Annotated in this window: 17 protein-coding genes; 6 read left to right on the top strand and 11 right to left on the bottom strand. The window is 42.9% G+C overall.

Annotation, left to right across the window (positions count from 1 at the left end):
* Nucleotides 1-3: 3 nt before the first annotated feature.
* Both Q8G36_RS26660 and glpK read right to left on the bottom strand, forming a co-directional pair.
* The gene (locus Q8G36_RS26660; protein ID WP_305162799.1) at nt 4-471 is read right to left on the bottom strand and encodes a CBS domain-containing protein; all 468 of its coding nucleotides are present in this window, start codon (nt 469-471) and stop codon (nt 4-6) included.
* A gap of 68 nt (nt 472-539) precedes the next feature.
* Nucleotides 540-2,030 carry a glycerol kinase GlpK gene (gene glpK / locus Q8G36_RS26655; protein WP_305162800.1) on the bottom strand — a complete coding sequence of 497 codons (1,491 nt, stop codon included), beginning with the start codon at nt 2,028-2,030 and terminating at the stop codon, nt 540-542.
* 191 nt (nt 2,031-2,221) lie between these two features.
* Between glpK and Q8G36_RS26650 the strand changes: the two genes are divergently transcribed.
* The gene (locus tag Q8G36_RS26650; protein ID WP_305162801.1) at nt 2,222-3,013 is read left to right on the top strand and encodes a TIGR00266 family protein; all 792 of its coding nucleotides are present in this window, start codon (nt 2,222-2,224) and stop codon (nt 3,011-3,013) included.
* Between the two features lie 88 nt (nt 3,014-3,101).
* Nucleotides 3,102-3,308: a hypothetical protein gene (locus tag Q8G36_RS26645; RefSeq protein ID WP_305162802.1), complete on the top strand. Its 207-nt coding sequence runs from the start codon at nt 3,102-3,104 to the stop codon at nt 3,306-3,308.
* A gap of 2 nt (nt 3,309-3,310) precedes the next feature.
* On the opposite strand, the gene Q8G36_RS26640 is transcribed toward Q8G36_RS26645, so the two are convergent.
* Entirely contained in the window at nt 3,311-4,060 is a 750-nt protein-coding gene (locus Q8G36_RS26640) for a glucose 1-dehydrogenase (protein WP_305162813.1), read from the bottom strand.
* Nucleotides 4,061-4,307: 247 nt separating this feature from the next.
* Between Q8G36_RS26640 and Q8G36_RS26635 the strand changes: the two genes are divergently transcribed.
* Nucleotides 4,308-4,610, top strand: a complete 303-nt coding sequence (locus Q8G36_RS26635) for a phasin family protein (protein WP_305162803.1) — start codon at nt 4,308-4,310, stop codon at nt 4,608-4,610.
* A gap of 14 nt (nt 4,611-4,624) precedes the next feature.
* On the top strand, nt 4,625-6,295 hold the full coding sequence (locus Q8G36_RS26630) for an ABC1 kinase family protein (protein WP_305162804.1): 1,671 nt from the start codon (nt 4,625-4,627) through the stop codon (nt 6,293-6,295).
* 422 nt (nt 6,296-6,717) lie between these two features.
* Here the strand turns inward: Q8G36_RS26630 and Q8G36_RS26625 are convergent, their stop codons facing one another.
* Together Q8G36_RS26625 and Q8G36_RS26620 are read right to left on the bottom strand one after the other, a co-directional pair.
* Nucleotides 6,718-7,650: a catalase family peroxidase gene (locus Q8G36_RS26625; RefSeq protein ID WP_305162805.1), complete on the bottom strand. Its 933-nt coding sequence runs from the start codon at nt 7,648-7,650 to the stop codon at nt 6,718-6,720.
* Between the two features lie 248 nt (nt 7,651-7,898).
* Nucleotides 7,899-8,327: an Lrp/AsnC family transcriptional regulator gene (locus Q8G36_RS26620; protein ID WP_305162806.1), complete on the bottom strand. Its 429-nt coding sequence runs from the start codon at nt 8,325-8,327 to the stop codon at nt 7,899-7,901.
* Between the two features lie 118 nt (nt 8,328-8,445).
* Here Q8G36_RS26620 and Q8G36_RS26615 point away from each other — a divergent pair, with 118 nt between their 5' ends.
* Nucleotides 8,446-8,844, top strand: a complete 399-nt coding sequence (locus Q8G36_RS26615; protein ID WP_305162807.1) for a carboxymuconolactone decarboxylase family protein — start codon at nt 8,446-8,448, stop codon at nt 8,842-8,844.
* A 97-nt stretch (nt 8,845-8,941) separates the two neighbouring features.
* On the opposite strand, the gene Q8G36_RS26610 is transcribed toward Q8G36_RS26615, so the two are convergent.
* A complete protein-coding gene (locus Q8G36_RS26610) occupies nt 8,942-9,409 on the bottom strand; it encodes an Lrp/AsnC family transcriptional regulator (protein ID WP_305162808.1) in 468 nt (155 codons plus the stop codon).
* A gap of 173 nt (nt 9,410-9,582) precedes the next feature.
* Here Q8G36_RS26610 and hisC point away from each other — a divergent pair, with 173 nt between their 5' ends.
* Nucleotides 9,583-10,695, top strand: a complete 1,113-nt coding sequence (hisC, locus tag Q8G36_RS26605) for a histidinol-phosphate transaminase (RefSeq protein ID WP_305162809.1) — start codon at nt 9,583-9,585, stop codon at nt 10,693-10,695.
* A 90-nt stretch (nt 10,696-10,785) separates the two neighbouring features.
* Here the strand turns inward: hisC and Q8G36_RS26600 are convergent, their stop codons facing one another.
* From Q8G36_RS26600 to pdhA, 5 genes are all read right to left on the bottom strand, one after another.
* Nucleotides 10,786-12,165, bottom strand: coding sequence for an amino acid permease (locus Q8G36_RS26600; RefSeq protein ID WP_305162810.1), 1,380 nt, complete (start codon nt 12,163-12,165; stop codon nt 10,786-10,788).
* Between the two features lie 368 nt (nt 12,166-12,533).
* On the bottom strand, nt 12,534-13,958 hold the full coding sequence (lpdA, locus tag Q8G36_RS26595) for a dihydrolipoyl dehydrogenase (protein WP_305162811.1): 1,425 nt from the start codon (nt 13,956-13,958) through the stop codon (nt 12,534-12,536).
* Nucleotides 13,959-15,239, bottom strand: coding sequence for a dihydrolipoamide acetyltransferase family protein (locus tag Q8G36_RS26590; RefSeq protein WP_305162812.1), 1,281 nt, complete (start codon nt 15,237-15,239; stop codon nt 13,959-13,961).
* Between the two features lie 29 nt (nt 15,240-15,268).
* On the bottom strand, nt 15,269-16,252 hold the full coding sequence (locus Q8G36_RS26585; protein ID WP_101224443.1) for an alpha-ketoacid dehydrogenase subunit beta: 984 nt from the start codon (nt 16,250-16,252) through the stop codon (nt 15,269-15,271).
* Entirely contained in the window at nt 16,252-17,340 is a 1,089-nt protein-coding gene (gene pdhA / locus Q8G36_RS26580; protein WP_305162814.1) for a pyruvate dehydrogenase (acetyl-transferring) E1 component subunit alpha, read from the bottom strand. The genes Q8G36_RS26585 and pdhA overlap by 1 nt, the downstream gene beginning before the upstream one ends.
* Between the last annotated feature and the right edge of the window lie 564 nt (nt 17,341-17,904).

The raw sequence follows: 17,904 nt of genomic DNA, 5'->3' as shown, positions 1-17,904 counted from the left end.
CATTTATTCAAGCTTTTGAACGAATTCCTTATAAAGGGCCCTAAGTGCATCCCCCCTGCTGATGATGCCGACGACTTTATCATTTTTGTCCACGACGGGGATTTTCTTGAAATGATGCTTGGAAAGGACCTTTATCCATTCAACTAACGGATCTTCGGGGGATAGCTTTGTAATCCTTTTATTTTTAATGATTTGTGAGACTTTATCATTCATTTTGGATGTAACCTTTTCATCCAATTCTTCACCGGGAAGAACCGTAATGTAGGTGAAATACCCCATGATGGCTTCCTCTGCAGGTGTCAAGTAACGAAGGATATCCCCGTCCGTCACCATTCCCAATAGCTTATCATGGTCATCCACAACCGGTACCCCGCCCACTTTATTTTCGATTAAGATTCGCAGAATTTCCTTTAATGTAAAATCAGGACGGGCTACATAGACTTCCCTTATCATGAAATCCTTAACTAACATATTACCACCCCTTTTTTAAGCTTGGACGTTCTGTATTCTTCTCTCCTCTATTAATACCCTTACTTACTCTATTTAAAAACCCTTGCCGCCTGAACTGCCTTTTTCCAGCCATTATATAAATCCTTCCGTTCCTGTTCTTCCATCTTGGGTTCGAATTTCTTATCGACTGCCCATAGCTTTGAAATCTCTTCCTGATCTTCCCAATATCCGACAGCGAGTCCAGCCAAATACGCTGCGCCTAACGCTGTCGTTTCACTAATAACCGGCCTTTCGACTGGTACATTCAGTAGGCCGCTTTGAAATTCCATCAAGAAGTTGTTTTTGACAACCCCGCCATCGACCCTCAATGCCTTTAGGTTAATCCCTGAATCGACTTCCATGGCGCTAAGGACATCTTTTGTCTGGTAGGCCAACGCTTCCAATGTTGCCCGGACGAAATGCTCCTTCGCTGTCCCCCTTGTCAGTCCGAATACAGCTCCCCTGACATCACTATCCCAATAAGGGGTACCTAATCCAACAAATGCGGGAACCACATAGACACCATCGGCTGAAGTGACTCGCAAAGCATACTTTTCACTGTCTTTCGGATCATGCAAGAGTTTCAGCCCATCCCTTAACCATTGTATGGCCGAACCTGCGACAAAAATACTGCCTTCCAAGGCATATTCGACTTTTCCATTCAGCCCCCATGCAATCGTGGTCAAAAGGCCGTGCTCTGATTTCACTGCCTTTTCTCCTGTATTCATCAGCATAAAGCATCCGGTGCCATACGTATTCTTAGCCATTCCTTTTTCAAAGCATTCTTGGCCGAACAAAGCGGCCTGTTGATCTCCCGCTGCTCCCGCAATCGGGATTTCGTGTCCAAAGAAATGGTGTGGCGCTGTTTTCCCGTATATCTCCGATGAAGAGCGAACATCCGGGAGCATGGATTGCGGCACTTGCAGGATTTCCAGCAGTTCTTCGTCCCACTTCAGATCATGAATGTTATACATCAGCGTCCTTGAAGCATTCGAATAATCGGTTACATGTGCTTTACCACCCGTAAGTTTCCATATCAGCCACGTATCGATCGTACCAAACAATAAGTCTCCGTTTTCAGCTTTTTCCCTTGCACCATCTACATGGTCGAGAATCCATTTCACCTTTGTGCCGGAAAAATAAGCATCAATCAACAAACCGGTTTTCTGCAAAAATAATTCATCGAGACCCTCATCCTTTAATTGTGCGCAAATTTCGCTTGTCTGCCGGGATTGCCAGACGATGGCATGATGTATCGGCTGACCTGTGTCCTTTTCCCATACCACGGTCGTCTCCCGTTGATTCGTTATGCCAATTCCAGCAATCTGTTCGGGTTTTACATTCATTTCCGATAAACAGGAAGCGATTACCGCTAGGATGGAACCCCAAATTTCATTGGCATTATGCTCCACCCATCCAGGATTCGGGAAATATTGAGTGAATTCCTTTTGGGCAATGTGCAAAACTTCCCCGCTTTTATTAAATAAAATGGCCCGGGAACTTGTCGTTCCCTGGTCCAATGATAATATGTAAGTCTCCATGGTTGTCTCCTCCTGCACTTAAGAAAAAGTTCATTTCAGCTTAAGTGTCATGCTGTTTTTTCTTTCTTCACTTTACTAGATATACCCGTGAAAACAAAAAATATATAAATTACGGCGGAAAATTGAAAAATATTGGCAGGTTAAGAGTTTATCTTTTACAATGAAAATAAGTTTGATAGGAGGAATGGAAAATGAATAACCATGAAATAGATTTTAAGTTATATGGGGATGACATGCAGTTTGTTGAAGTGGAATTGGATCCTCAGGAAACGGTGATTGCCGAAGCTGGAAGTTTAATGATGATGGAAGATCAAATCAAGATGGAAACCATCTTTGGTGATGGGTCTTCGAATAGTGACAGCGGAATGATGGGTAAGCTATTCGGTGCCGGGAAACGGCTCCTTACTGGTGAGAGTCTTTTCATGACGGCTTTTACGAATGAAGGACGAGATAAAAAACACGTTTCATTCGCCTCGCCTTATCCAGGTAAAATCATTCCGATGGATTTAAGCGAGCTCGGCGGGAAAATCATTTGTCAAAAAGACGCTTTCCTGGCGGCAGCAAAAGGAGTTTCGGTCGGAATTGAGTTTCAGAGAAAAATAGGGGCAGGCTTCTTTGGCGGTGAAGGCTTCATCATGCAAAAACTTGAAGGTGATGGAATGACCTTCGTTCATGCCGGCGGCACGATCCATAAAAAAGAATTGGCAGCAGGAGAGATTTTACGCGTCGATACAGGATGTTTAGTAGCAATGACTAGCGGGGTAGATTATAATATTGAAACTGTAAAAGGCGTGAAAACCGCTTTATTCGGAGGCGAAGGTTTATTTTTTGCAACATTAAAAGGACCCGGAACCGTCTGGGTGCAATCTTTGCCATTCAGCCGGCTTGCCAGCCGTGTATTTGCAGCAGCGCCGCAAAATGGAGGATCATCCGAAGAAGGCAGCGTGGCTAGAGGCTTATTCAATTTATTCAACGATAAATAAGAATCGGACCAATGGCTGCCATCATGGCAGTCATTGATCTCTTTTGAAAAGGATGGATAGCTAGATGCAGCTTGTTAAGTGGTCCTACATGAGACGCTATAATATCAGGGCAATTTTTGATCAATTCCCGAATTCGCCTGTTATTTTCCGGAAAATAAGAGATTATTATTTTGTTTATACCATTCACTGGACAGCTGCCGATGCCCCTATCGGCATAAAAGAGCTTGAAGAAATGGAACAGCTGCTCAACCGCGAGCTCGGGACTGAACTGCAATATCTTTATCGAAAAAAATGAGGTTACTCCTCGTACACCATTTTTCTTGTCATGCCTCCATCGACGATAAGATTCGCACCCGTAACGAAGTCATTTTCCGTTGCCGTCAAATAAAGACAGGCCCTTGCAATATCTTCCGGTTTGCCAACCCGATTGGAAAAATGCTGCTGGTGATCTTTATCCCTCAGCGATTCATAATCACCCGTTTCAATCCACCCCGGAGAAATCGAATTGACCGTAATGTTCTCTTTGCCCAAAGAAGCGGCAAGTGCATGTGTCAGTGCAACGATCCCGCCTTTTGTCGCTGCATAGGATTCCGAATCCGGCTCAGACATCATCGCTCTGGTTGATGCTAAATTGATGATTGCACCTCCCTTTTCATTTATCCGCATCGATTCTGCCGCTGCCCGGGAACAAAGGAAAACACTACGCAAATTCGTATTCATCATATCGTCCCATTCCTCAATCGTCAGATCATAAAGCGATTTGAATAATGCCTTTCCTGCATTATTGATTAATATATCAATGGTCTTATATGTTTTTAGAGTTATATCCATCAAATGTTGAATGTCAGCTTCCTTGCGTACATCCGTTTTAACGAACATGGCTTCATGACCATTACTTTTGAGCTCTTCCACATACAGAAGGCCTTCCCGCTCGTCCAAATCTGCGAGAACGACTGAAGCGCCGCTTTCTGCATAGCCCTTTGCCACGCCTCTCCCTATACCATTCGAAGCGCCTGTTACAATCACTGTTTTATTTATGAAACCCATTATTCCATCCTCACTTTCACAGCTATTTTCCCCTATCATATTATCCAATTCGCTCCACTTCAAGCCATTCCCTTGACCAATCAACAAATCCTTTACCTTATCATCAATAATCACAGGACCCTTATATTTTTGTAGCTACCCTAAAGTGAGGTATGATAGATAGTAACAAAAAGATTGAACCAGGGTGAAAGACATCCGCTATTATCTTTCTTACAGTGTAAAAAATTTATATTGGAGGAATGTAAAAATGGACTTATTAAAAAATGTGTTTTCTTTAGGATTAGGTGCTGCCGCTGCTACAAAAGAGCAAATTGAAAAAACAGTGGACTCTCTTGTGAAAAAAGGCGATATCAGCAAAAAGGACTCCAAGGTCCTTATTAAGCAATGGGTCGAAAAAGGGGAACAAGCCCAAAAGCAGCTGGATGATTCCGTCAAGGCCAAAGTCAATCAAGCGCTTAATGGCCTAAATTGGGCAACTAAAGAAGAAGTTCAGGAATTGGAGCGCCGTATCGTAATGTTGGAGAAACAGAACCAAAACTTACATTCGTGACAGGAGGTATTTGAATGTTTCGCAAGCGACTGAAACACGCACATCGTTACCAAGAAATCATTAATGCCTTCTTGAAAAATGGTTTTGGTTACTTCATCTATCGCCTGGGATTATCCGAGAGCAAAGCGGCATCGAAACTCCAACCCGATGAAAACCTGAACCTCCGCTCAATCGGAGAGCGGCTGCATACGATATTACAAAGCTTGGGACCTACATTCATTAAACTTGGTCAGATTGCAAGTACGAGGCGTGATTTCGTTCCTGACGAAATCGTCCGCGAACTTGAAAAGCTACAGGACCAGGTCACCCCCTTTCCATTTGATAGGGTTCGTAAAATTGTCGAAGCCGAATTGGGTGATTCTTTGGAAAACATTTTTCTTGAATTTCATGAAACCCCACTGGCAACCGCTTCGATTGGACAGGTCCATACGGCACGGCTTCCATCACGGGAAGTCGTAGCAATCAAAGTGCAGCGGCCCGATATTCTGCCGACTGTGGAAACAGATTTGGAAATTCTCGATGATTTGGCAAGACTTATGGAAGCACGCATATCTTGGGCAAGACGCTACCAAATCAGAAAAATGATTGATGAATTCGCTAAATCACTCCGCGCAGAACTTGATTATAACTCCGAGGGTCGAAACGGGGAAAGAATAGCCCAGCAATTCATCGATGATCAAGGGTTTAAAGTACCAAGGATCCATTGGGAGTTTTCCACAAAAAGGGTCCTGACGATGGATTTCATTCAAGGAATCAAGGTCAATCATTATAAACAGCTTGATGATGAAGGTTATGATCGCCGGCAAATCGCGGAAAGATTAGCGAACTCCATGCTTCATCAAATATTGATCGATGGCTTTTACCACGGCGATCCCCACCCTGGCAATATCATCATTTTGCCAGGGAATGTCGTCGCACTCATGGACTTTGGAATGGTGGGACGTCTGGAGGAAGAAACGAAATATCAGTTCGCCTCGCTTGTCATCAATCTGAAACGCGGAAGCACCAATGGATTGATCAAAACGCTTTCAGAGATGGGCCTCCTGACGGACGAAATCGATATGGCCCCATTAAGGGGGGATATTGATGAACTGCGAAATAAATATTATGATATCCCATTGAGCCAAATCAGCTTAGGCGGAGCAGTCAATGACCTGTTCACGGTTGCCAATCGGCACCAAGTCCAAATCCCTCCCGAATTCACGATGCTCGGCAAAGCTCTGCTTACCATGGAGGCCATTGTCGAAGGATTAGATCCGAATTTCAGCATTATGAAGGCAGCTGAACCTTTTGGGGAAAGGCTGTTTAAGGAACGCTACAATCCCAAAAACATTGCGAAGAACGCCTGGAATCAATTCATCGAGTCTGCTGAAGCCATTGCCGAACTGCCCAAGGATATCAAGGAAGTGACAGGTATCATTAAAAAAGGGAAATTGCGGCTCGATATCAACATTCCCGAACTCCAAGTTTTTTTACATAAGCTTGATCAAATCTCGAACCGGCTGTCTTTCAGTATTATCCTGCTTGCATTCAGCATAATCATGGTCGGTCTCATTATCGGCTCTGCAATAGGCGGGGAAACCTTGATCCTATGGAAAATACCGGTTATCGAGATTGGATTTGTCGTTGCAACCCTGATGTTCTTACTAATGCTCTACACCATTTTCAGATCTGGAAAAATGTAAACTTACGAAACCTTGATTTCCACTCCAAGCATTCGCTTTCCGAGGGCGGTCTTTGTGCCTGTCTCCCCTGGACGCGCGTTTACCGCAGGAGTCTCGTACCCTCTGTTCCAATCAACTTTGTTTTTATATTTAGATAGAATCCCTTTTGTCGATAAAAAGGGGTTCGGATTGGTCTCATCCCGTACCCTGAATTTAAAACAAGACTAGATTATCCTTAAAGTTTTTTTACTGTAATCCTTATTGGATTGAAGAAATTTGCGACACCCCTGCCGAATAACTGGCTAGCAAGACCTAGCTAGATGCTTGCGCGGGGAGATTTGGCGGACAGTCGGCGGAAAAGGAGCGGATTTCCTAAAGCAAGTTTGCCTGAAGTCTGAAGGGAAACCCCTTTAATAAGGAGTTTCCCTTTTTCACGATCTCATTCATTGGTTATTTATCCGACGTTCATATGAAACAGCATACGCACTATGGCGAAAATGCAAGATTCGGTCTTCCGAGCACTCGATTCCTTCAGGTATATTGGTTGGATCAAACATTAAAGTATCTTTAAACACTTCCGATTTTTTGGAGACCTTTAAATGCCCGATCATGATTACCTGTTTATCTTCCGACCAAGCTCTGGTTGGATCGTCAGTCGGATCATTTTCCCCTCCTATTTGTATGTTCAATTTAAAGCCCACCGGACCTTGCTTGAGCCTCTCTTCCATTTCTTCAGCCAGATACTCTGGCGAATGCTTGGCTACCTCCCTTTTTTCTAGCATACTAAGGCCGGCATCAGGTACCCACTCATACTTAATGGCCTGCCGCCTTCCTTCCGCGTTAATGAAATAGAATGCATGAATGGAGTAATATTGACACGTTGAGAAACTGGCTGGAGAACGCTTTTCTTTAAGCATTTGCAGACTTGCCTTGCTTTCAGGGTATTTCCACAGGATTTTTGCAAGCTCTTTCAGATTGGGGAAACCATCTTTTGCAGATTTGAAAAAGCCAGCAATATCAACAAACGCTTCCGGTGTTTTCGCAAAGAATAACGGAATGGTAACAGTAATAAGATCTGACACCTCACCATTCGGCAATTGAAACTTGACGGCCATGCCCTTTACAGGGGAAATGGCATCAGGATGGCTTGGAATCGGCGAGCTATTTGAAAACCGAATGATCACCGGCACGGCTTCATCCTGAAGATGCGAAGCCACCGTTAATAGGGACGCTTTTCCGTTTGGGGTAAAAACCCCCTCATAAACATATCCCCTTGCATGCGCTCGCCGATAACCAGGATGTGTTCCAGCTACATTTTCAATCACATTAACTGCTTCTTTGGCTAGTTCAGGTTTAAAGTCGTCTGTTCCCTCCATGATACCTCACCCCACCTTTTCAGATTCGAATCCATTATTACATGTACCCCTTATTCCATTAGCTTATTCTTTCTTGAACCACCGAAAGTATTGATCGCAAAAAAACACCTGGAAATATCCAGGCGCTGCACAATTTGTCATAAAAGTTTTTCTATATCGCTCTCCATTTCTAAGGGAGCTGGGACCGACTCGAAAATGATCGGTTTAAACAGATCCTTTTCTTCCATTATTATTTCATGAAAAAATACTTATTCCAGTTCCCGCTCCACCTGTGAAAGGATCACATGGGTAACGGTTGCCGCATAGGGAATGGTCCGATTGATGAATTCCTCCACTTCTTCAAGGCTCTCACTGTGGATTTTCAGCATAAAGCAAGCCTGCCCGGCAATTCGATAACAAAAGTCAACATTCGGCACCTTTGAGATATACTTTTTGAATTTCTCATATTCCCCATTTTTTATCGTTGCTTCCACGATGCACTCAATTGGAAAACCGATCTTTTTATGATCAATCTCGGCAACATACCCTTTAATGATACCGAACGACTCCATTTGCCGTACCCGTTCGGCAACGGTGGGGGCGGAGAGGTTTACTTTCTTTGCCAATTCCCTCATGGAAATTCGGCTATTCAACGTTAATTCAGCCAGGATGCTCTGGTCTTTTTCATCTATTTTCATTTCACTGTTATTTCCCTTCTTTACTTTACATTCATTCATTATTCAATCGTAATACTTTACAAACGGAATTAATATTCCTAGCTTTTTATATTAGGATTATCTCAAAGGGGAGATGTACATGACAAGAATAAAAATATCATCGCAGGGATCCAGTCCATTTCAAAGATTATTTCATTCTGAAGAGATTTCGCATAAATGGTCGGACCTCTCAGATTGCATATCTGCAGATGGGAAACTTTCGAAGAAGTTAAAGGAAAACGTCAGAAGGGTGCTGGCATACGGTAATGGCTGCTCATACTGTCAGGCAAAAGGAATTCCACTAAAGCCGGAAGATATGAAAGAAAGTTATGCAATCGCCTTTGCGGAAGTATTCCTCTTGCAACGTGAAAATACGGAGGAAAAGTTTTTCCAAGTATTGAAGGAGGCATTCAGTGATGAAGAGATTTCTGAACTATTGGCATTCATTTGCTTTACAACGGCCCAGCAATATTTCGGGGCTTTGATGGATTTAAAGTAACGACAAAAAGGAACAGGCACCGTGCCTCGTTCCTTTCTGTAATAAACCTATTTTCTAGTTTGAACGGTCACCGAATCCATTTACGTTGAATTACCACCTAGGGTTTCGCACCATGATCCTCCATTTCATTGTTCCTTGGAAGAATGGAGCGGGATGGTACCGGGGATGTCAAAACCACGGATGTATTCAAATGTCCATAGGGTATCAATCGATCTATCAGTAATCTCATGCTGTCCATATCAGCCAAAGCCGCTTTCAAAAAATATCCAACTGTTCCTGTTACACGATGGCATTCGATAATGTCTAAATCGTTTTTCACCAATGTCTCAAAATCGGAAACAGGAACCTTAAGTTCACTCACCTGAATGAACACAAGTACACCCCTTCCTATCGCCAGAGGTGAAACCCTTGCGCTGAACCCCTCAATGATCCCCTTTTCTTGCAGGCGATACATACGTTCAGAGATGCTAGGTCGACTGAGAGCCAATTTCTTCGATAGTTCACTAATCGTAATGCGTCCATCTCTTTGTAAAAGTTCCAGTAACCTGACATCTATTTCATCCATGAAGCAACCGCCTTTCATAATGAAGGAATATAAGCATATATTTCTTTAAAATGTTGTATGGATAGCAATAAATACATTCTTTTTTGTATGTAATTTTACCAGTTAATATTCTATCATTAAAATAATCAAATAGAAAAAGAAAATTCAGAATTTACCAAAGGGAGGAACCTGCATTGACCTTTACGAAAATCCCGGTTCGACAAAACATCGAAAGCATTAGCCCATATGTTTCCGGCAAGCCAATTGAAGAAGTGCAACGTGAACTTGGTCTTGAAACGATCGTTAAATTGGCATCCAATGAGAATCCATTCGGTTACTCACCTCTAGCAAAAGAAGCCATGCTTACCGAAATGGAGCAAATCTCCTTTTATCCTGAAGGTATGGCGCCGGCATTAGCTGAAAAGCTGGCAAGGAAATTGAATATCAATAAAGATCATATCATTTTAGGCAATGGATCTGATGAAGTGATACGTTTGTTAACACGAACCTATATCCAACAAAATGATGAAGTCATTATGGCTGATGTGACATTTCCACGGTATGAAACGAATGTATTGATTGACGGCGGCACACCTGTAAAGATACCTCTTATTAATGGGGTACATGACCTGCAGGGTATGTATGAGGCCATAACAGAAAAAACAAGAATGATATTTGTCTGTAATCCCAATAATCCAACAGGAACGATCGTTCAAAAAGAAAAGTTGCGCTCTTTTATCGAGAAGGTGCCGAAACATATTTTGCTGATCGTTGATGAAGCATACTATGAATATGTCGAAGATGGAGAATATTTAGAAACCTTACCACTTCTAAATATGCATTCAAATCTGGTTATCTTACGCACTTTTTCTAAGATTTATGGCCTGGCTGCATTAAGGATTGGATACGGTTTAATGGATGCATCCATCATACAAGAGCTAGTTAAAGTGAAGGAACCCTTCAATACCAACCGTTTAGCACAGGCTGCGGCATTCGCTTCCCTCGATGACCATCCATTTGTTGAGAAATGTGTTCGTAAGAATGGGGAAGGAAGAATGTATTTAGAAAACGAACTAAGCAAGATGGGATTAACATTCTTCCCTTCACATGCTAACTTCTTGATGGTCAAATTAAACCAGCCTGGCAGGGACATTTTTGAGAAATTATTAATTCAGGGTGTCATCATCCGTTCAGGTCATTTGCTAGGCTATGAAAATACCATCCGCGTTACCATCGGCACTCCGCTTGAAAACGAGAGATTCATAGCATCCTTACAATATATAATCAATAAAACGTCTGGTGCATGACCGATCAAAATGAAGTGGCTGTATATCAATGATCATTAATGAAAGATACGACATGGACGCCTTTGCCCATGCCGTATCTTTTCCGTGGATTTATTTAGCGATATTCTTTTCTATTATAGGTGTTTCCTGTTTGTCCACACTTTTAAATTTAAAAATCGAAATCGAGATTAAGGCAGCCAACACAATCAGGCAAGCAATGATACTGATCCGATTCTGTTCACTGAACACGAACGTGACACAAATGATGCTTAAGGTGATTACGGTAAACAAGGTTACATATGGAAATCCCCACAATTTAAAACTCGGAGCTTTGGGATATGAATTGCGAAGTTTAAGCTGCGCTAAACAGATGCTGATCCATACAAGTGATACTACAAAACCCGGAAAGGCCATTAATAGAGTAAAAGCCTTGTCCTGTGCAACGAAAGTAATCATGGAGCCGACGACCAATACAACTGCACTTAATATCAAACTGTACAAGGGAACGCCATTTTTTGATACATAAGAGAACGACTTGGGAGCTTCCCCTTCTGCAGCTAAAGAATGCAGCATTCGGGTACACCCATATATTCCAGAGTTAGCGGCTGATAAGACGGCCGTAATCAAAATGAAATTCATGATATGTGCAGATCCCTGAAAACCTGACATTGACAAAACTTGTACAAACGGACTTGCCTGGTCGCTAATTTCGTTCCACGGAATCAAACCGCAGATTACAAGGATCGGTAAGGTGAAGAATAATACGACTCTCCAAATATAGTTTTTAATGACCTTCGGTAAAATGCGTTCCGCATCCTTTGCTTCCGTTACCGTCACCCCTATTAACTCGGAACCGCCATACGAGAACATGACAATCAGTAATGCCGAAAAGATGGACATCCACCCATTTGGGAAAAACCCTCCATGCCCTGTGAAGTTTTGCAGATAATTAGATCCGCCGCTTGGGATGACTCCAAATAAAATACAGGCTCCCAATATGATGAATAATATGATCATTGTAATTTTAATGCCAGCAAACCAAAATTCGAATTCACCATAATTTTTGACATTCATCATGTTAATCCCAATGATGAAAGCCGTACACCCTAAACTTAATACCCATAGCGGGATTGCAGGGAGCCAATACTGCAAGAAGCTTCCTGCCACCACTACCTCAATGACACATACGGACAGCCACATGAAACAATACATCCAGCCTACGATAAAGGAAAAACGCTTACCGAATGCTTTCTGAACGAAACCCTTCATATTCGTATTGGGATAGACAATTGCCATTTCTGCTATAGCACCCATGACTACAAGCAGTAATAATCCTGCAAAAATATAAGTGAATATGACTCCTGGCCCTGCTAACGATATGGTTTCGGCACTTCCTTTAAAAATCCCAGTACCTATTGCCCCTCCCATTGCCATCATGCTAATATGCCGCGGCAATAATTTCTTTTGCAGTGACCCACCATTTGACTCCATTACATCTGCCTCCTTCATTCCATAATTTTCTCATATAAAAATCAAACCCATTTCAATCGTTGAATGGCGAATAGATAAGTTATCTCATCAACCGTTATGGTTTAGGAGCGGAAGGATGCAAAGCCTTCTTGAAAACTCTATACTTCCCCAAAGTAAAAATGATATCAATATGCCGATGGTTTTACAAGAGGGAATCATTGCAGGCAAAATTGCTCCTGTTTAGCCAAACGCCGGGTTCTGATCTTCGAAATGGAGTGGATTTGCTGATAGCCTTGCCTTATCGGGGCCATTGACAGGTATCTGACTCCAGAAAAATACACTATAATCGGGGACTACATCGGTAATCCCCATAACTTTACATATTTACCTTATTTATTTACGATGTGAATCGCATGTCCCAAAACTGCCTCAGCCGCTTCCATCCACCCTTCAGTCAAAGTTGGATGTGGGTGCATGCTGAGTGCTATATCTTCGACCCGAGCCGCCAGCTCCAGGGCAAGGACCCCTTCACCTATAAGGTTGGAAGCATCAGCACCTACCATATGCATTCCGAGCAATATGTGGCTATTAGCATCCACGATCACTTCAGCAAATCCCTCTGTTTCATTCGTTGCAAGGGCCCTTCCGTTGGCACTGAACGGAAATTTGCCGATTTTGACGCTGTATCCCTGTTGTTCAGCCTCTTCACGGCTTAAACCAACCCCAGCTATTTGCGGGTCCGAGAAGATTACATAGGGAACATTAGGTGAGTCAACTGCACTTGGCAACCCCCCTATCACTTCAGCTGCCACGATTCCCTGTTTGGTCGCTCGATGGGCAAGAGCTGGACCAGGTGTAGTGTCACCGATGGCAAAGATGTGCGGCACATTTGTACGGCATTCCATATCCACTGCTATATGGCCTTTTTCACCAGCCGTAACTCCAGCCCGATTCAGGCCAATTTCTTCAGTGTTGGGTATCCTGCCAATAGTAACCAGGGTCTTTTCGCTCACGACCACTTCCGTCCCCTGTTCTTCCGAGGAAACATGAAGATGTACTTGGCCATCCACTACACTCGCTTTTTCTACCCTCGTGGATGTTTTGATATTCATCCCAAGCTTCTTGGCATTCCGGGTGACTTCCTTTACCAGGTTTTCAGCAACTTGGGGGAGTATCCGATTGGCCATTTCAATGATGGTCACTTTAGTACCTAGCTTTGCAAATGCCATACCCAATTCGATTCCGATATATCCTCCGCCAATGATCGACAAGCTTGATGGAACTTCCTGCAGATGCAAAGATGATGTTGAATCCAATATATATTCTCCATCGACTTTAATGAAGGATGGAATGAAAGGTCTGGACCCCGTCGCAATAATTGCCTGTTCAAACTTGTAGGTTTCAAAATCGCCATCGGTTTCAACTCCGATACGGTCATCAGATAAAAAGGTTGCTTGACCTTTAACCACCGTCACTCCATTTTCCTTACACAAATGGGCAATACCTTGCCTTAACTGAGATGTGATGCCCGCCTTCCAATCCTGCCAAACTCCCAAGTCCATAGTGATTCTTTCCTGGGATAGCCGGATTCCCATTTTCCCTAAATCGTTAAGCCTTTGGTATTGATCAGCTGCGTGAATTAATGCCTTTGAAGGTATACAGCCCCGATTAAGGCAAACCCCGCCCAGCTTATCCTTTTCAACCAGCACGACTGATTTTCCTAACTGGCCGAGACGGATAGCCGCAGCATATCCTCCCGGACCTCCTCCAATGATGATAACATCCGTCTCTACAGCAACTTCCCCTACTACCATTTATCTCATCTCCACAACTAAACGAATTGGATTTTCCAACAATTCCTTGATTCTATTGGTAAAATGCACGGCTGTTACCCCATCAATCAAACGATGATCGAAAGAAAGAGACATATTCATCATTAAACGGATAACACCTTCCAAATCGCGAACGACCATGCGATGTTCCATTTTATGCAAAGCTAATATGGCCGCTTCCGGATAGTTAATGATCGGGGTCGCGTGCATCCCTCCGATCGGTCCTACATTGCTGATGGTAAATGTACTGCCTGTGATTTGATCTATGCTCAACTTCCCTTCACGGGCTTGGGCTGCCAATTGCCTGATTTCATCAGCCAGTTGGAAAATGGTTTTTTGATCGGCATGTTTTATGACTGGAACTATGAGACCCTCTTTTGTATTCGTCGCAATCCCAATATGATAATAATTCTTCAGGATGATTTCATTGGTCTTTTCATCAATTGAAGCGTTTAATATTTTGAACTCCTTTAAGGCGATGACAATGGCTTTAACGAAAAATGGCAAAAAAGTCAATTTAATATCCTTATCATCGGCGTACTCCTTTAATTGATTTTTAAATTCCTTCAATCGGTCCATTTCCAATTCATCTACATGGGTTACATGAGGAATGGTCGAAACCGACTTTACCATATGTTCAGCGATTTTTTTACGAATGCCTTTAAGCGGAATCCGCTCTTCCCACTCATTTTCCACTCCTTTTGCCTGGATTTCATCCTTCATCGGGGCCATCTCTTGAACAATCTTGTCATCATGGTCTTTGGCATTTTTCCGTGTAATCGAGGTATTTTCTTTAAACTGCTTCAGGTCACTTTCGGTAATTCGCCCAGCCGGACCGGAGCCTTTAACCTTCTCGATATCAACCTTCATTTCCCTCGCCATTTGACGTACGAAAGGCGCTGCCAACGCACGCACTGGCTCATGATGCTGTTTAGTGGTAATATGCTCTGCATTTACATTTATATCACCAGATTGCACGACTTGGATTTGTTCTTCAATTATGCCTTTATCCGGAACTGACACATCATTCTCTTCCTGAATTGTGAATATAGTGGTTCCCACTTCCACAATATCCCCTTCGGAAAAAAATATTTTCTTGACCACTCCCGCTGCGGGAGCTGTCAATTCCGCATTGACTTTATCCGTTTGCACCTCAACAATGGGTTGGTCCTGTTTTACCGCATCCCCTTCTTTGATGAGCCATTGGATAATTTCCCCTTCATGCATCCCTTCCCCTACATCAGGAAGTTTAAATTCCATCATGCGTCATCCTCCTTCTCCCTTAATCACAATTAAAATGATATCGTTTCGACAATTCCTTGTTTTACACGGTCAACAGTCGGTAAATAATGATCTTCTATTGTAAACGGCGGAACCGGTACATCAAATCCTGTTACACGCTTAATCGGCGCTTTCAGGTAAATAAGAGCTTCATCATTAATGATGGAGATAATCTCCGCACCTAATCCGGCAGTCTTATGGGCTTCATGGACGATTAATGCACGCCCTGTCTTTTTAATGGATTGCACGATTGTATCCCTATCTAAAGGGTATAATGTTCGAAGATCGACCACTTCACACTTCCAGCCTTTTTCTGCTTCAATCTTTTTCGCGGCATTCAAAGCCTCCCTTAACATGGCCCCCCATGCAAAAATGGTCAGGTCGCTTCCCTCCTGGACCACTTTTGCTTGACCGATTGGTATTCGGTACATTTCGTCGGGAACTTCTTCCTTAAAAGCCCGATACAATTTAGTCGGTTCCAAAAAAATCACCGGATCCGGATCTTCGAGCGCTGAAATGAGCAGCCCTTTTGCGTCATATGGATTACTGGGTGCAACCACCTTTAAACCCGGAGTATGGGCAAAGAAGGTTTCAACACTTTCGGAATGAAGTTCAGGACCCCTGATTCCGGCACCATATGGCGTACGGATTACGAGGGGCACCCCAAATTGCCCACGAGTACGATACCTCATACGGGCAGCATGGGAAACGAGTTGCTCGAATCCCGGATAAATAAAGGCGAGAAACTGGATCTCCACTATGGGCAGCATTCCGTTAAGGGCTAAACCAATGGCAGAGCCGATGATTCCGGATTCAGCTAATGGCGTATCCACAACTCGATCTTTTCCATACTTCTCATAAAGCCCTTCCGTCGATCGAAAAACTCCGCCATTCACTCCAATATCCTCACCCAAGATCATCACGCGATCATCATGACCCAGCATTTGGTCCAGCGCTTCCGTAATAGCCTGGAGCATCGTTAAATTTTTGCCCATTATTTCTTCCCGCCTTTCTTTAAGATTTGGTTCAATTCCTGCTTCTGTTCCTTTAGCTGCCATGACTCCTCGGCATACACATGGTTAAACATTTCGAGCGGGTCGGATTTCGGATACCCTTCGGCCTTTTGAAGGTGAGCATCAATCAGTTCGTTGAATTGCTTTAACACCAATTCTTCCTGCACTTCATTCCAATGACCCTCTTTATTCAAATACTTTCTAAGACGTGTAATGGGATCCCGGTTTTCCCTCCAGAACGTTGAAACTTCGTCCTGATCGCGATATATGTTCGGATTGTCTGCAGTAGTATGGGCGCCATAGCGAAAGGTAATGGCTTCGATTAATGTAGGCCCTTCCCCTTTAAGCGCTCTTTCGACAGCCTCCTTTACAGTTAGCCATACTGCAAAAATATCATTTCCATCCACGCGAACCCCATGGATGTCATAAGCAGCAGCCCGCTGGGATATTGTTTTGGATGCCGATTGCTTTTCAAAAGGCACACTGATAGCGTAGCCATTATTTTGGCAGAAAAAGATTGTCGGGGTTTTATAAACGCCAGCAAAATTCAGTGCCTCATGAAAGTCCCCTTCAGAAGTGGCTCCATCACCAAAATAAGCAATGCTAACATTCTTTTCGCCTTTAATCTTACTTGCCCAAGCCGTTCCAACTGCATGAACCATTTGAGTGGCAATGGGGACACTTGGAGGCAATATCCTTTTTCCTTCTGGACAAATTGAACCATCAAAATGCGCCATCCAGTAAAGGAAAACACGGTATAATTCCTGTCCATGTATGATTGCCGCTCCATGATCACGATATGTGGGAAACATCCAATCCCCTGCCGACAATGCTAAAGCGCTTCCTACCTGGGATGCTTCCTGTCCTTCAAATGGTGCATAAGTTCCAATCCTGCCTTGGCGTTGGAGATTAATTGATTTTCGGTCAAATGTTCTGAGCAGGAGCATGCTCTCATACATCTTTAACATAAGTGATTTATCGATTTTTCCATCAATCGTTTCAATGATTTCCCCATCAGGAGTCAATACACGATACATTTCCGGCTCAACTCCACTTGAATGCGCTTTCATTATTGGGTTTCCCGTCTTTTCCATTTCATTTCTCCCCTTAAGATAGATTTGTTTCGCAAACTTACCAAGGTTTTGAACAGTCATGAAATAACAGCCCAAAATGTTTTTATTGGTCTTTATGTCTGTGATTAAATGCTGTTTCATAAACTACATTTCCTTATATAAAAGGATAATACATCCAAGTTTTTAATAATATGTTAAATAGAATGAATTTTTCGTAGATTACCTTTATTTAGAATATGTTTTCTGATGCTTCACCTTCATTTTGAAAATCAGAATCATTAAAGGGAAAATTTTACAGAAAATCATCGGATTACCTACAAATTGTTGGAAATGCTCGATCGATTCAAGACACTCCTTAGCTTCAGCATTGCAGGGGTTACCTTCATCCAAAAATTATCCAGCACAAAAAAAGACCCATTATATAATAAATGGGTCTCAGTTTGTAGACAAAATGGGTTCGGAATTAAAAAATTCCGAACCCATTTTGAAATTCCCTTTTAAATTTTGACCAAAGGTTAAGAGATTTGGGCTCTTCGAGCCACTATGTTAGGCCATTTTTGG

The organism is Peribacillus frigoritolerans (assembly GCF_030676415.1).
Taxonomy (GTDB): domain Bacteria; phylum Bacillota; class Bacilli; order Bacillales; family DSM-1321; genus Peribacillus; species Peribacillus frigoritolerans_A.
This window is presented reverse-complemented; position numbering and strand designations above follow the sequence as displayed.

What these genes read in the sequence shown, in the direction of transcription:
- Q8G36_RS26660 (WP_305162799.1), bottom strand. Translation starts at nt 471, where the DNA reads ATGTTAGTTAAGGATTTCATGATAAGGGAAGTCTATGTAGCCCGTCCT.
- glpK (WP_305162800.1), bottom strand. Translation starts at nt 2,030, where the DNA reads ATGGAGACTTACATATTATCATTGGACCAGGGAACGACAAGTTCCCGG.
- Q8G36_RS26650 (WP_305162801.1), top strand. Translation starts at nt 2,222, where the DNA reads ATGAATAACCATGAAATAGATTTTAAGTTATATGGGGATGACATGCAG.
- Q8G36_RS26645 (WP_305162802.1), top strand. Translation starts at nt 3,102, where the DNA reads ATGAGACGCTATAATATCAGGGCAATTTTTGATCAATTCCCGAATTCG.
- Q8G36_RS26640 (WP_305162813.1), bottom strand. Translation starts at nt 4,060, where the DNA reads ATGGGTTTCATAAATAAAACAGTGATTGTAACAGGCGCTTCGAATGGT.
- Q8G36_RS26635 (WP_305162803.1), top strand. Translation starts at nt 4,308, where the DNA reads ATGGACTTATTAAAAAATGTGTTTTCTTTAGGATTAGGTGCTGCCGCT.
- Q8G36_RS26630 (WP_305162804.1), top strand. Translation starts at nt 4,625, where the DNA reads ATGTTTCGCAAGCGACTGAAACACGCACATCGTTACCAAGAAATCATT.
- Q8G36_RS26625 (WP_305162805.1), bottom strand. Translation starts at nt 7,650, where the DNA reads ATGGAGGGAACAGACGACTTTAAACCTGAACTAGCCAAAGAAGCAGTT.
- Q8G36_RS26620 (WP_305162806.1), bottom strand. Translation starts at nt 8,327, where the DNA reads ATGAAAATAGATGAAAAAGACCAGAGCATCCTGGCTGAATTAACGTTG.
- Q8G36_RS26615 (WP_305162807.1), top strand. Translation starts at nt 8,446, where the DNA reads ATGACAAGAATAAAAATATCATCGCAGGGATCCAGTCCATTTCAAAGA.
- Q8G36_RS26610 (WP_305162808.1), bottom strand. Translation starts at nt 9,409, where the DNA reads ATGGATGAAATAGATGTCAGGTTACTGGAACTTTTACAAAGAGATGGA.
- Q8G36_RS26600 (WP_305162810.1), bottom strand. Translation starts at nt 12,165, where the DNA reads ATGGAGTCAAATGGTGGGTCACTGCAAAAGAAATTATTGCCGCGGCAT.
- lpdA (WP_305162811.1), bottom strand. Translation starts at nt 13,958, where the DNA reads ATGGTAGTAGGGGAAGTTGCTGTAGAGACGGATGTTATCATCATTGGA.
- Q8G36_RS26590 (WP_305162812.1), bottom strand. Translation starts at nt 15,239, where the DNA reads ATGATGGAATTTAAACTTCCTGATGTAGGGGAAGGGATGCATGAAGGG.
- Q8G36_RS26585 (WP_101224443.1), bottom strand. Translation starts at nt 16,252, where the DNA reads ATGGGCAAAAATTTAACGATGCTCCAGGCTATTACGGAAGCGCTGGAC.
- pdhA (WP_305162814.1), bottom strand. Translation starts at nt 17,340, where the DNA reads ATGAAAGCGCATTCAAGTGGAGTTGAGCCGGAAATGTATCGTGTATTG.